Source organism: Butyricicoccus faecihominis, from assembly GCF_024462775.1.
GTDB classification, from domain to species: domain Bacteria; phylum Bacillota; class Clostridia; order Oscillospirales; family Butyricicoccaceae; genus Agathobaculum; species Agathobaculum faecihominis_A.
The window spans coordinates 15,529-29,507 of sequence record NZ_JANGCE010000043.1 but is presented as its reverse complement, the minus strand read 5'-3'; the positions used below and the strand labels follow the sequence as shown (position 1 = coordinate 29,507).

The window sequence follows — 13,979 nt, the reverse complement described above, 5'->3', positions numbered from 1 at the left end:
CGGTTTCACAGATGCTGATGGGCGATATGGACGAAGTCAGCGCGGTACAGTCCATTGTCATTCCGGAGCGCCCGCTAAAGCCCGGCTCCACGGAGATGGGCAAGGTCGAGAACGACGACCTGATCACTTTCTTGGTAAAATACAAAAACGGCGCGATCGGCGATTTTTCATCCTCCCGTGTGGCGACCGGCCGCAAGAATTATTTCTACTATGAGATACAGGGAACAGAGGGCACGGTCGTGTACGATTTACAGCGCATGGGCGAGGTGCAGGTATACTTCAAGGCCGACGCCGACCGAGACAACGGCCGTGACTGCGGCTTTCGCACCGTACTGCTCAACCCGGAGCACGAGGGCTTTAAATGGTTCCAGCCCGCGGGCGGCATTGCGATCGCCTTTGACGATATGAAGACGCTGCAGGCGCACGCGCTGATGCAGGCGATGCACGGCGCATCCTATCTCTGCGATTTTGAAATGGGCGCCAAGGTGGACGGCGTGATCGGCGCGGTGCTGAAGAGCGTGCGATCCGGCCAGTGGGAAAAGTGCTGAGGAGGAAAAAGCATGTTTAATAACGTAAAGCTAGGCATCGCGCCGATCGGTTGGACGAACGACGATATGCCGCAGCTCGGCGGGGAGCTGACCTTTGAACAGATGATCTCGGAAGCAAAGCTCGCGGGCTTTGAAGGCACCGAGGTAGGCGGCAAATTCCCGACCGACCCCAAGGTGCTGAACAAGGCGCTTGATCTGCGCGGCGTCAAGATCGCCAGCCAGTGGTTTTCCAGCTTCCTGTGCTCCACGCCCTATGAGGAAAACGAAAAGGCGTTTCTAGAACAGCTGGACTTTCTTGAGGCGATGGGCGCGAGCCGCGTCAACGTATGCGAACTGACCCGCTGCCTGTTCGCCGAGGAATGCTCGATGTTTGGCGACAACAAGCCGGTAGCCACCGACGAGGAATGGCAAAAGCTGTGCACCGGCCTTAATAAGCTGGGTAAGATCGCGGCGGACCGCGGCTTTAAGCTGTGCTTTCACCACCATATGGCGACCGTGGTGCAGACCTTTGCCGAGACCCGCCGCCTGATGGAAAATACCGATCCGCGCTATGTATGGCTGTGCTATGATACGGGTCACTTCACCTTTTCGGGCGAGGACGCGGTCGAGGCGGCTAAGGCGTTTGGGCCGCGCATCGGCCATGTGCATCTGAAGGATATCCGCCGTGACAAGATGCAACAGGCCTATGCCGAGGGCTTTAAATTCCGCAAGGCCGTTTTGGAAGGCTGCTTTACCATTCCGGGCGACGGCTGCGTGGATTACCCAGGCGTGTTTGCGGCGCTGCGCGACGCGCATTATGAAGGCTGGTTTATCGTTGAGGCTGAGCAAGACCCGGCCAAGGCCAATCCGTTTGAGTATGCGCTCATGGCGCGTGATTATATCCGCCGTACGGCGGAGCTGTAAGGAGGGCTGACCGTGAAAAAGATTCGCTTTGGTATCATTGGCATCGGCAGCATGGGGCGGCAGCATTTGACCGATCTGCAGCGCAACCCGAACGCGGAAGTGATTGCCGTTTGCGCCCGCACCGAAAGCAAGGTCAAGAAAACGCAAGAGGAATTCGGTATTCCCTACGGCTATACCGATCTGGATGAGATGCTGCGCAATCCCGAACTGGACGCGCTTGTCATTGCAACCGGCGCGGACGCGCACAAGGAAGCCTGCCTTGCGGCTTTAAAGGCAAAGAAACATATTTTCTGTGAGAAACCGCTGGCCAAGACGGTGGAGGACTGCGAGGAAATAGAAAAAGCGGTCAATGAAAACCCGGACGTGTGCTTTACCGTAGGTTTCATGCGTCGTTTTGATCCCTCCTACGCGGAAGCGAAACAAAAGATCCGCGCGGGCGAGATCGGCAAGCCGATTCTGTTCAAGGGCGTATCGCTCGACCCGGCCAGCGTGCTGGACGCGCATCTGGAAGGGGTTAAAAAGGGCATTTATGTGCCGTGGTTTATCGAGATGGGCAGTCACGACGCCGATCTGGCGCGCTGGTTTTTGGAGGGAGACCCGGTAGAATCCTTTGCGACCGGCGATGCGTATGTTTGCACTGGCCTTGCCGCGTATAACGACTATGACAACGGTTTTTCGCTGACCAAGTTCAACAACGATTCGACCGCGTTTATTCAAGTGGGCCGCACGGCGACGTGCAGCCATGTGGAGAGCGAGATCGTCGGCACCAAGGGTACCATCCGCGTCAATTCCGTGCCGCGTAAAAACTATCTTTCCTCGTTTACGGACGCGGGCTATGTAGAGGAGTGTCAGGAAAGCTTTATCGCGCGCTGGGGCGACGCTTTCGCGGGCGAAATGAATGACTTTGTCGACTGCGTGCTGACCGGCCGCAAACCGGAGACCACCGCGCACGACGGCACCATGAGTTTGAAATTCTGCTTACAGCTTCATCAGGCGTATTTGGACGGCAAAAAATAAGAAGGGACGCGAGCAATGATGCAAAAGAAGGAAATCGCGGTCGGCGTGCTCGGCGCATGCGGCAACATCGGCCGGACGCACGCGCACAATATTGCGACCTATGTAGACGGCGCGCGGCTGGCCGCCGTATATGATCTGGACGCGGAAAAAACAACGGCCTTCGCAGAACCATACGGCGCAAAGGTCATGGACAGCGCGGAGGCGCTGATCGCTTCGCCTGAGGTGGATGCGGTGCTGATCGCTTCTTGGGACGGCACGCACGCCGATCTGGCGGTGAAATGCATTGAGGCGGGCAAACCGGTATTTTGCGAAAAACCGCTTGCCACCACGCTGGAGGATGCAAAAAAAGTCGTGGAGGCGGAGCGGGCGGCCGGTAAGCGGCTGGTACAGGTGGGCTTTATGCGCCGCTTTGACCCGGATTACATCAAGATGAAAAAAATACTGGATTCCGGCGAGCTGGGCGCGCCGCTGATGGCGCACTGCATCAGCCGTACGCGCAGCCATCCGGCGCACCATACCACGGCGCAGCATATCACCAACATCGCCATTCATGAGATCGACATCTGCCGGTGGCTGCTGGGCGAGGATCTAAGCGAGGTCTCGGTGCGCTTTCCACGGTCCACGCAGTTTGCCGGTCCCGAACTGAAAGACCCGCAGCTGGTGCTGATGCAATCCGAAAGCGGCGTGCTGATCGATGTGGAGGTATCGGGCAACAGCTATTACGGCTACGAGATTTTGTGCGAGTTGGTCTGTGAAAAGGGCACCATCCGCCTTCCGGTAAGCGCGGAACCGCTCGTACGGTCGTATCTACAGTGCGCGCAGGCCATTCCGGAGGATTGGACAAACCGCTTTGTCACAGCCTACCGCGCGGAATTACAGCACTGGGTGGATCACCTGCGCGGCCTTGCCGCCGAGCCGGGGCCGGGCACGCAAGACGGCTACGCGGCCTGCGTGGCGGCGGAAGCCCTTATTCACGCGCAGCAGACCGGGCAATGGGAGCCGGTGACCGCGTAACAAAGCAAGACCGTCGGTTTAAACCGACGGTCTTGTTTGCCTTAGAAAAAAACAGCGAGGCTGGACTGCGCCAGACTCGCTGTTATGTAATTTATGCAGTGACCGAGGACTTGCGCATGGTGCCGCTCAGCGGTTTCCAGATGATTAGGGAGATTGCATAGTCGATCATAGAGTGAACAAATGAACCCACGCACACGAGCAGTAGTACAACGCGGATCAGCTCGCCGCCGGACAGGGTAGCGGCATAGAAGGGAATAACAATCAACGCTTCACACACACCATGGATCAGGCTGGTCCAACAGCCGAAAACAGTAAGCTTAAGACCACGATTTTCGACCGGCTGATGAAAATCAACAAGTTCGGGACGCTTGCGCAGATAAATCGCACCAGCAGCCGCAAAAATGATATGAGACAGTGCACGTAGTACAACCGGCAACGGGAAACCGCCAAGGAAAAAACCGAGTGTAGTGCCGAGCGATACCGCAACGCCGACAGCGGGGGAAATGAACATCGCCAGAAATACAGCTACATGGCTGGCCAACGTGAAGGACATGGGATCGAGGCGAATCTTGATGGGAGAAAACATTGGAATGATAATGCCGATCGCGCAGAGCACGCCGGCGAGTACCAGATGGTACAGGCTCTTGCTTTTCGTCATAATGTTTAAATTCCTTTCCGATCTTTTGTTACTGTAGCCTAGTATACAGCAAAATAAAACACCTGTCAAGACACCTATAAAAGAAAAAATACACGGTTGCGGCGGACGGTGCGCTGTGTTATAGTAAGGGCGGAAAGGATGGACTTTCAGCATGATTTCGATCGATCGATTTGAAGAAATATTGGGTCTGCTCGCGGAAGAGCTGCCCGCGGCGTTTTATGAGGAGCTCAACGGCGGGATCATCGTCGATCCCGGCCGTTTGCTGCATCCGGCGGATCAGGACGGCAGCCTGTATATTCTGGGCGAATACCGGATAGACCCGGCTATGGGCAAGTATATCGTGATGTTTTACGGTTCCTTTCGCCGGGTGTTCGGCGATCTGGACGAACAGGCGCTGACCGAGGAACTGCGAAAAGTGCTGCGGCATGAATTCCGCCACCATGTGGAAGGGCGCGCGGGCGTGCGCGATCTGGAGGTGTGGGATGAAGAGCAGATCGCGGCCTATCGCGCGGCGAAAAAGGACGAGCTTTAAAAAAGTCGCCGGCCCATGACGGGTCGGCGGCTTTTTTAAGTTTCGGAAAGAAGGAAGCCCTCGCCGCGAAGGCCTTCGACAACACGGTCCAGTGTCTGCTGATCCGGCGCGCGCAGGGTATGCAGGTGGATGCCGCCCGTCAGGTCGCATAGTGGGCGGGCGCCGGAGGAAAGAATCTTATCATGGAACGCATCCGCGTCGAAGCGGGAAAAAATGCGCAGCGGCGCGCAGATCTCGCCGTAGACCGAATGCTCGACCGTTACATCGATCAGCGCGCCGCCCAGATCGACAACGGTGTAGAGCTCTTGCATCATACGCTCGTCGCCGTGGCGGCACACCACGCTGCACGACGCATACGCGGGCACGGCGGGCGGCGCTTCCAGCACATAGCCGCGCGGCGTGGCAAGCACGCATAGGCCGCCTGCGCGCAGCAGGGCAATATCGCCCACGATGATCTGCCGGCTGACGCCGCACTGCGCCGCGAGCGCCGTGGCCGAGACCGGATCCTTTGCATCAGAGAGCAGATGGGTGATATGCTGGCGGCGTTCGGCTGCGTTCATGTGCGGTTTCCTCCCTTTGTTGCCTGTGGCTTGCGCTATCTTACCTTATCATAGCAAAAAGCAAAGGACTATGCAAGCATAGTCCTTTGCGGTCAGATGAAATTAGGCGAGCAGGTAAACATCGGCATAGCTGACGCCGAGGTCGTACGCACGCTCATGGGAACCAACGAATACGTCAATCTTGTTGCTCTTGATCGCTCCGCCGGTATCCTCGGCGATGAAGACGCCGTAGCCGTCGATATAAACGCGGCTGCCAAGCGGGATGATCGAGCTGTCCACCGCGATGGTGCGGCCTTCCTCTGCGTAGGTGCCGGAAGCGGTCTTGCCGCTGTCGTTGCCGTTGCAGATCGCGCAGGGGCAGTAGAAGGTGAGCTTGTAGTTGCCGAGCGACGTGGCGTTGTTCTTAACGACGCTGTCGGCCGTAAGGGAAGAGGAGTAGGCAACGGTCTTAGCAGCGATGGGATCGTTCAGCAGCGCGCTGTACGCCTGCTCGGATTGCTGCTTGGCCTGTGCCGCGGCCTTTGCTTCGGCTTCCGCCTTGGCCTTTGCAGCCGCTTCGGCCCTTTCCTTGGCTTCGGCTTCCGCCTTGGCCTTGTTCAGCGCCTGCTCGGCAGTAAGGACTTCGTCGCTCGTCAGCGCGTTGCCGACAGTGGAATTCAGATTTGAGGTGAGCACGGCGGTGGGTACCGGCGCGTCCGTCGTGGACACAGCAGCGGCGCCGACTGTCGCCAGAGAACTGATCGCCACCGCGGCGGCAAGCAGCTTCACTGCATGCTTTCTCAAGGTCGTAGTCATTGAAACACTCCTAAATCGTCGTGAGAACCCGCGTGGTCGCGGCACCGTGTTACCGATTTGTTCTCAGGTTGTTACTGTTTTGTTGTCGGTCTGTTTCCGATCTGTAACCAATGATACTGCATCGGAGCTGATTTGTCAAATGGTTTTGAGGAAATTAGTGTAATGTGCACAATAGTTTTTCGGTCGTGGACAGAAAGCTGTGAAGGCTTCTAAAGTTTTCAGCATATTCGATAAGAAAATACATCCAAAATTTATCCAGTTGAAAAAATACCGCGATGTCGAATCGGCCGGATTTCGCAGAAGGTCCAAGGTATAGGACGGCGAAAGGCAGACGATACTACATTTAGAAAGCAGCCCCGCGTGGAATATCCGCTTTACGGGCCGCCGGACAGAAATTTCTTTACAGTCCCTTTCGGTTGTGGTATGCTAATAATAAGTGTTTGCAGGCTGCGTACGGAATGTGCCGCGGTTTTCGTGGTAAAACCAGCCTGTGTTGTCACTGTTTGATATGATTTGAAAGAAAAGGTGAAGAAACGGGAATTTTCACCTTTTTGAAATGCGGGCAGGAACCCGCTTCGATCATGAAATTAATTTTTAATATAATAAGGAAAGTGATAGTTCTATTATGAAAGAAAAACTGAAAATCATACCGCTCGGCGGCCTCAACGAGATCGGCAAGAACATGACGGTGATCGAGTACGGTAACGACATGCTGGTCATAGACTGCGGCATCGCGTTTCCGGACGACGACATGCTGGGCGTCGATCTGGTCATCCCGGACACGACGTATATCAAGCGCAATCTTGCAAAGCTGCGCGGCTACGTCATCACCCACGGTCATGAGGACCACATCGGCGCGATTCCGTATGTGCTGCGCGAATGCAACGCGCCGGTCTATGCGACTAAGCTGACCTGCGGCATTATCGAGGCGAAGCTGTCCGAGCACCGCATGCCGCAGAAGGTAAAGCTCAGCCGTGTGCGCGCGGGCGATACGATCAAGCTTGGTTGCTTTAAGGTGGAATTTATCCACACCAACCACTCGATCGCGGATTCGGTCGCGCTTGCCATCACCACGCCGCTTGGCGTGCTGTTCCACACGGGCGACTTCAAGATCGACCTGACGCCTGATTTGGGCGAAATGATCGATCTGGTCCGCATCGGCGAGCTGGGCAAGAAGGGCATTCTCGCGCTGATGAGCGATTCAACCAACGTCGAGCGTCCGGGCTATACGCCGAGCGAAAAGACTGTGCGCAAATCGCTGGAGAAGTTCATCATGGAGAGCGATCAGCGTATCATTATCGCGACGTTCGCTTCGAACGTATCGCGTTTGCAGCAGATCCTCGACATCGCCGCGCTGGCGGGCCGCAAGGTCGCGGTATGCGGCCGCAGCATGGAGAAGATATCCTCGGTCGCGACAGAGCTCGGTTATTTACAGGACACGGGCAAGACGATGATCGATATCAGCGATATCCGGCGTTATCCGCGCAACCAGCTGATCATTGTATCCACCGGGTCGCAGGGCGAGACCATGTCCGCCCTTTACCGCATGGCCTACGGCAGCCACAAGCAGGTCGAGGTTTCGGCGGGCGACCGTATCCTGATCGCCGCTTCCGCCATCCCGGGCAACGAAAAGTCGGTCAACAATATGGTTAACGAGCTCTACAAGCAGGGGGCGGAGGTCATTTATGACCGCTCGGCCGCGATTCACGTATCCGGCCACGCCTGTCAGGAAGAGCAAAAGCTGATGATCGGCCTTTGCAAGCCGAAGTACTTCATTCCGGTACACGGCGAATACCGCATGCTGGTGCAGCACGCGAACATTGCGCGCGAAATGGGCGTCAATCCGAAAAATGTTCTGATCTCCGAGATCGGGCGGCCGATCGAGATCGGCGAGGGCACGGCCCGGCTGGCAAATCCCGTGCCCGCCGGACGGCTTCTGGTGGATGGCCTTGGCATCGGCGACGTGGGCACCGCGGTGCTGCGCGACCGCAAGCATCTGTCCGAGGACGGCCTGCTCGTTGTGGTCGTCACGGTGGACGCGACGACCGGCGTGGTGATCGCCGGGCCGGATATCGTGTCCCGCGGCTTTGTCTATGTCAAGGAAGCCGAGGATCTGATGGAAGAGCTGCGCAAGCTGTCGCAGGCGGCGCTCGACCGCTGCGCCACCGAGGGCGTGCGCGAATGGAACGGCCTGAAGAGCGCGATCAAGGGCGACCTGAGCGATTTCCTCTTCAAAAAGACCAAGCGCAGCCCCATGGTGCTGCCGATCATTATGGAAATATAAAAGATTCAAAAAGGCGGCCGCATGGCCGCCTTTTTTGTGCATAGACAGGGGAAGGCTTTTTTGATATACTTACCTTATTATATATAAGGAAGCAGGGATGGGCAGATGCCGATCAAACAGATATGGGGCATGTATTGGAGCGCGGCGGGAACGACGGAGACGATCGTGCGCACGGCGGCGCGGGAAATTGGCGAACGGCTCGGCGCGCCGGTCCAGTATTATGATTTTACGGAGGCGGCCGCGCGGGAGCGCGCGCCCGCTTTTGAGAAGGATGATCTGGTGGTGTTCGGCACGCCGACCTATGCGGGGCGGGTGCCCAATCTCCTGCTGCCGTATGTGAAAACCGTGCGGGGCGGCGGCGCGCTGGCCGTGCCGCTCGTCACCTTTGGCAACCGCGACTTTGACGACGCGCTGATCGAGCTGCGCGACCTTTTAGAGGAAGACGGATTCCGGCCGTTTGCCGCCGGGGCGTTCGCCTGCCAGCACGCCTTTTCCGAAACGCTGGCCGCAGGGCGGCCGGATGGGGACGACCTCGCGGCTTTGCGCCGGTTTTCAGCGCAGGCCGCTGAAAAAGCGCGCGCGGGCATGGATGGTCTGGTCGCGGTCGCGGGAACGCCAAAGCCGTACCGCGGCTATTACCAGCCGCGCGACCGCGCGGGCAACCCGATTGATATCCGCAAGGTAAAGCCCAAGACGAGCGACGCGTGCGACAACTGCGGCCTGTGCGCGGCGCTGTGCCCCATGGGTTCGATCGATCCGGACGATGTGCGGGAGGTTCGCGGAATATGCATAAAGTGTTGCGCTTGCGTGAAAAAATGCCCGCAAAACGCCAAGTATTTTGACGATCCGGGCTACTTATACCATAAAAGCGAGCTGGAAGCCGCTTATGCGCGCCGCGCGGAAAACGCGGTGTTTCTCTAAAAGACGATCATAAAGCAAAGGCGCGTTGCATACAATGATGCGACGCGCCTTTCCTGTGACCTTTTTTATTTCGCCTGATACATACCGATCTTTTGCAGTTCCTTGATCATGTCCTCCACGGTCTCGCCCGCGACCTGCAAACGGGATGCGGAGCCGGGTTCCGCCTCGGAAAAGGTATCCCACGCGGTGACGAGCTTGGCGGTGGGGGACACGCCGAATTGCTGGAGCAGCGGGAAGAACCGGGGCAGCTTGGTGCTGTAAAGGGACAGCACCTTGTACTTTTGCACGAACAGTTCTTCCTCCGTTTCGTGCGAGGCGATCGCAAAGGAGGAGAGGCCGTCCTGATAGAGCAGCTCGCCGTAGCCGCCGAGTACGGTTTCAAGCTGCGATTTGGTCATGCCGTCCAGATAATAGACGAGGTTTTCGTTATCCGCGTCCGGGTGGACGGCGAGAAAAAGCGGTTCGGGAAGCAGCTCGTAAAAGGCCTGTACAAAGGCGGGCAGTTTTTCAAAGCTGAGGTTCATGGTCAGGGTATCGCCGGCGAGCTCATATTCCTCGCGCAGTCGCTCGGGATGGGGAACGGTGACGCCGGAGGCGGTTTCAAACATAAGGGCTTCTCCTTTATAATCGTGTGGTCTTGTTTTTTACGATGGGGACAGGCGGATGCTGATCTCGCCGGTGGAAAGCGTGTGTGTTTGCCCCGCGTCGTCGCGGACCAGCAGGTGCCCCTCCTCGGTCAGGCCCACGCAGACGGCGTGGTACTGCGTGGCGGGGCCGTGCACGGTAACCGGTTTGCCGAGGCAGCACAGGCGGCTGCGGTACGCCGCGATCAGCGCGGCGGTGCCGCCTTCGCTCAGCAGGCGGATGCCGCGTTCGAACGCGCCGAGCAGGGCGGCGGCCAGCGCGGCGCGGCGCGGCGCGGTGGAAAATTCGCTGAGCGCCCCGGCAACCGCGCGTACCTCCTCCGGCCACGCGGGGCTGGGGAACAAATTGATGCCGAAGCCGGTGACGACCGCGTCCACCGCGCCGGTCTCGCCTTCGATCACGGCCTCGGTCAGGATACCGCAGAGCTTTTTTCCCTCCATCAGCACGTCGTTGACCCATTTGATTCCGGGGGTGAAACCGGCGGTCTGCTCGATCGCTTCGCAAACCGCGACGGCGGCTGCCACCGTGACAAAATGCAGCTTGTCCAGCGGAAAGCGGGGATGCATCAGCACGCTGATATAAAGTCCGGACCCGGGCGGCGAAGCGAACGACCGGCCCAGACGGCCGCGCCCGCCCGACTGCTCAAGCGCGATCAGCGTAAAGCCGTGAGGCTTTGCCGTATACTCCTGCTTGAGTACCGTGTTGGTGGAGGTAAGGCTGGGCATAACGAGCAGCTCGCGGCCGAAGGCTTCGGTCTCCAGCAGTGCGCCTACACCGGCGGCGGTCAGGCTGTCGTCCTCGGTGCGGAGCAGATAACCGCCGCCGGGCGCGGCGTCAATCGCTACGCCCGCTTCCCGCAGCGTGCCGACCGCCTTCCACACCGCGGCGCGCGAAACGCCGAGCGTGCGGGCGAGCGCGGCGCCGGATATTTGTTCGCCGCGCGCCTCCTCCAGCGCTTTCAGTACCGCGTCTTTGACAGACATAACATTGCTTGCCCCCTTATAAAACGATATTCCTATTGTAAACCAAAGCAGTAAATTGTACAATGGGAAAAGTGGAGATTGGGAGGAAGGACATTGAAGACCAAAAAGGAGATCATAAGCGCGCTGGCGCGCACGGAGGACGACCGGCTGCTGTTGGCGCAGGTATTGGACAAGGCGCAGGAGTGCGAGACCCGCGGCTACCTGACGCACACGCGGTTTTTGAACATGGCCGAGCGCGCCATGGCGGAGGCGGCGGCGCGCCAAATGGGCGGCGGCGCGTTGTTCTGGGGCGGCTATGAGGAGGCCGAGCGAGCCATGGCTGTGTTTTATCCCGATTATCTGGATGAGGAAAGCGCCAAACAGGCCGCGCCGGTCGCGCTGCTGAGGGCGCACAAAAGGCCGGGGGACGAGCTGACGCACCGCGACTATCTGGGCGCGCTGATGGGCTTGCAGATCGACCGGGCGATGATCGGCGATATCGTGGTGCATGAAGCGGGCGCGGATCTATTGGTAAGCGAGGAGATCGCGGATTTCTTGCTTATGCACTTTGATAAGGCGGGCCGCAAACGGATCGAATTGACGCGCGAGCCGATCGAAAGCCTGCGCATTTCCGAGCAGCGGGAGGAGGAAGGGCAAGGCTCGGTGGCGTCGCCCCGGCTGGACAGTGTGATCGCGCTTATCTTCGGCCTGTCCCGCGCGAACGCGCAGGCGGAGATCGCGCGGGGAACGGTGTTCGTCAATGGGGCGGCCTGCCTGAAAGATGAGCGCGAGCTGCGCGAGGGCGACCGGCTGACCGTGCGCGGCCGCGGCAGGGCGCGGATCGTGTCGTTTGGAGGAATCAGCCGAAAAGGCCGCTTATTTGTCACCTATGCAAAAAGTGTGTTATAAACGGCCTGTTAAGGTTTTTTTTAGGGATTGTCACGTTTCGCAAACTATGCTATACTAAAGTCAGGAACTTTGAGGGGTGGTTGCATCCATGAAAAAAAGATTGATAGCCTTTATGCTATCCGCATCACTGATGGTCGGTCTGGCTCCCGCGGCCTTTGCCGCGAGCGATATCGACAAGCACTGGGCGAAAACCTATATTGAATATTTAAATGAAGAGGGCGTGTATAAGCCAAGCGCGACGACCGGCGACTTTGAGCCCGACCGGGATATGACGCGCGCTGAATTTATGCGCTATATTAACCGCGCGTTTCATTTTACCGAGACCGCGGCCATCAATTACGACGACGTAAAGAGCAACGCGTGGTACTACGATACCGTGCGCATCGCGGCCAAGTACGGCTACATCAACGGCGTGGGCGACAACAAGATGGAGCCCGAAGGCCCGGTTACGCGTGAACAGGCCGCGACGCTGATCGGCCGTCTGTTCAAGGCGGACCCCGGCGATATCGATCCGGAGTCGCTTTCCTTTACCGATAAGGACAAGATATCGAAATGGAGCGCGGGCTATATCAAGGCCGCGACCGATAAGGGCTTTTTGGCGGGCTATACGGACGGTTCCTTTAAGCCGGATCAGGTCGTGTCCCGCGGCGAAGTGGCTAAAATACTGTATTTCTACCTCGGCACCTCGCTGTCCACGGCCGGCAAGGCCTACACGGGAGCCGATCTGAAGAGCGATACCGCCAATGTGACGATTTCGGAAAACTGCACGCTGTCCGACGCGACGATCACTGGCGATCTGTACATCACCGAAGGCCTCGGGGCCGACGCTGTGACCCTCACAAATGTGAAGGTTGAGGGTTCTGTCATCGTGTCCGGTGGTACGGTTACAATGGTAAATACGACGAGCGATCACATGATCGTTTCGTCTCCGATGGGGCGCCTGCTGCAAGTAACTGCAACGGGCGCTAGCCATATCCGTGAGACCGAGATCGACTCCAACGCGACCCTTTACGAGCGCGGGCTGACGACGACCGGCTATGAAGGCTTTGCCAACGTAGCGGTGGACGGCGGCAGCCGCGTGTCGCTGACGCTGGACGCGGCGGTAAGCAACCTGCACCTTGCGGGCGAAGCTTCCGTCAACACGACCGCGGGCACCTCGATTTATCACCTGACGGCGGATAAGGCGGCATCCATCACGGGCTACGGCTCGATCTATCAGGCGGAGATCAATGTAAACGGCGTGACCATTGCAAAGGATATCGCGGTTTCCGGCTATACGCTCGCAAGCGGCGTGACCGCGAACATCGGCGGCGAAACGGTGAACACTTCTTCCGCCGCGAGCGTGACGCCTACCTCGATCTCGGTTGATTTAAACGATCTTTCGCCGCTGGGCGCGGCGGTCGATATTTCGCTGCCGACAGGCGCCAAGGTGCAAACCGTCACTTGCGACGGGCTGATCCTTTCGCCGTCGGTCGCCTATACGGAAACCGCGAACGGCATCCGCGTGCAGACTTCGTACCTTGCCACGCTGGCGCGCGGCAACCACACGCTGCTGATCACCTCGTCGGATGGACATAAGTATTCGATTGCCGTCGCGGTGACCAATTCCAACAGTCTGGCCGGCGCATCGGAGCTTTCGTTCGACCGGTACTATAAATCCGCCGGCTTTAAGGATTTGTCGCTTCGTCTGTCTTCAATCAACGCCGCGAGTGATATCCGTTCGGTCGTGCTGGGGCTGACCAATCTGGATTACGAGTTTGACAGCGCGACGCGCAGCATTATCCTGCGGCGCGGTCTGTTGGCGCAGCTGCCCGAGGGCCTGTATACGATCACGGTCAACCTGAAAACCGGCACCGAGGAGCAGGCGCAGCTGACGGTATCCGATTCGACGCCCTCCGGCTTGACGGCGCAGGTGGCCGAATACGACACCTTTGACCCGGTGGAGGTGAGCGTGCCGCTCGATCTCGATCGGCTCAATGTGCGCAGCGTGACCGCGATCCGGAACAACGCCGTGCAAACGCTCGTGCAGAATACCGATTATACGGTCGATAAGACGAAGATGACCTTTAAAAAGACAACGCTGGAAGCCTTCCGCCAGAGCAAGGGCCTTGTGGAGTTCACCATTACGATGAACGATAATTCAGTGGTGGTTCTGGTTGTCGACTACATTTAATACTATTATAAAGGCCGCCCCGCATATCAGCGGGGCGGCCTTCAGCGTGTCGATAAAG

14 protein-coding genes are annotated in these 13,979 nt (G+C 58.2%); 9 read left to right on the top strand and 5 right to left on the bottom strand.

The genetic code is table 11. The features are described from left to right. The 4 genes from NE562_RS16215 to NE562_RS16200 form a co-directional block, all read left to right on the top strand. The coding region (locus NE562_RS16215; RefSeq protein WP_280963459.1) for a Gfo/Idh/MocA family oxidoreductase at window positions 1-548 on the top strand (548 nt) is incomplete at its 5' end. 12 nt (window positions 549-560) lie between these two features. Then, window positions 561-1,451, top strand: a complete 891-nt coding sequence (gene iolE, locus NE562_RS16210) for a myo-inosose-2 dehydratase (protein WP_280963458.1) — start codon at window positions 561-563, stop codon at window positions 1,449-1,451. 12 nt (window positions 1,452-1,463) lie between these two features. Continuing rightward, entirely contained in the window at window positions 1,464-2,468 is a 1,005-nt protein-coding gene (locus NE562_RS16205) for a Gfo/Idh/MocA family oxidoreductase (protein WP_280963457.1), read from the top strand. 15 nt (window positions 2,469-2,483) lie between these two features. Continuing rightward, window positions 2,484-3,482, top strand: a complete 999-nt coding sequence (locus NE562_RS16200) for a Gfo/Idh/MocA family oxidoreductase (protein WP_280963456.1) — start codon at window positions 2,484-2,486, stop codon at window positions 3,480-3,482. Window positions 3,483-3,573: 91 nt separating this feature from the next. Here the strand turns inward: NE562_RS16200 and NE562_RS16195 are convergent, their stop codons facing one another. Further along, window positions 3,574-4,140, bottom strand: a complete 567-nt coding sequence (locus NE562_RS16195) for a hypothetical protein (protein WP_280963455.1) — start codon at window positions 4,138-4,140, stop codon at window positions 3,574-3,576. A gap of 151 nt (window positions 4,141-4,291) precedes the next feature. Here NE562_RS16195 and NE562_RS16190 point away from each other — a divergent pair, with 151 nt between their 5' ends. Then, the gene (locus tag NE562_RS16190; RefSeq protein ID WP_280963454.1) at window positions 4,292-4,672 is read left to right on the top strand and encodes a metallopeptidase family protein; all 381 of its coding nucleotides are present in this window, start codon (window positions 4,292-4,294) and stop codon (window positions 4,670-4,672) included. A gap of 35 nt (window positions 4,673-4,707) precedes the next feature. On the opposite strand, the gene NE562_RS16185 is transcribed toward NE562_RS16190, so the two are convergent. Continuing rightward, on the bottom strand, window positions 4,708-5,232 hold the full coding sequence (locus NE562_RS16185; protein WP_280963453.1) for a transcription repressor NadR: 525 nt from the start codon (window positions 5,230-5,232) through the stop codon (window positions 4,708-4,710). Between the two features lie 102 nt (window positions 5,233-5,334). Beyond that, entirely contained in the window at window positions 5,335-6,027 is a 693-nt protein-coding gene (locus NE562_RS17725; protein ID WP_305147527.1) for a 3D domain-containing protein, read from the bottom strand. Window positions 6,028-6,652: 625 nt separating this feature from the next. Here NE562_RS17725 and NE562_RS16175 point away from each other — a divergent pair. Together NE562_RS16175 and NE562_RS16170 are read left to right on the top strand one after the other, a co-directional pair. Then, on the top strand, window positions 6,653-8,311 hold the full coding sequence (locus tag NE562_RS16175; RefSeq protein ID WP_280963452.1) for a ribonuclease J: 1,659 nt from the start codon (window positions 6,653-6,655) through the stop codon (window positions 8,309-8,311). A gap of 105 nt (window positions 8,312-8,416) precedes the next feature. Further along, complete coding sequence (locus tag NE562_RS16170; protein ID WP_280963451.1) at window positions 8,417-9,232, top strand: ferredoxin; 816 nt, start codon at window positions 8,417-8,419, stop codon at window positions 9,230-9,232. Between the two features lie 65 nt (window positions 9,233-9,297). On the opposite strand, the gene NE562_RS16165 is transcribed toward NE562_RS16170, so the two are convergent. Both NE562_RS16165 and NE562_RS16160 read right to left on the bottom strand, forming a co-directional pair. Continuing rightward, entirely contained in the window at window positions 9,298-9,840 is a 543-nt protein-coding gene (locus NE562_RS16165; protein ID WP_280963450.1) for a hypothetical protein, read from the bottom strand. 36 nt (window positions 9,841-9,876) lie between these two features. Next, complete coding sequence (locus tag NE562_RS16160; RefSeq protein ID WP_280963449.1) at window positions 9,877-10,860, bottom strand: biotin--[acetyl-CoA-carboxylase] ligase; 984 nt, start codon at window positions 10,858-10,860, stop codon at window positions 9,877-9,879. Window positions 10,861-10,953: 93 nt separating this feature from the next. On the opposite strand from NE562_RS16160, the gene NE562_RS16155 reads away from it, so the two are divergent. Beyond that, window positions 10,954-11,748, top strand: coding sequence for an RNA-binding protein (locus NE562_RS16155; RefSeq protein WP_280963448.1), 795 nt, complete (start codon window positions 10,954-10,956; stop codon window positions 11,746-11,748). A gap of 88 nt (window positions 11,749-11,836) precedes the next feature. Continuing rightward, window positions 11,837-13,921, top strand: coding sequence for an S-layer homology domain-containing protein (locus NE562_RS16150; RefSeq protein ID WP_280963447.1), 2,085 nt, complete (start codon window positions 11,837-11,839; stop codon window positions 13,919-13,921). The last annotated feature ends 58 nt before the right edge of the window (window positions 13,922-13,979 follow it).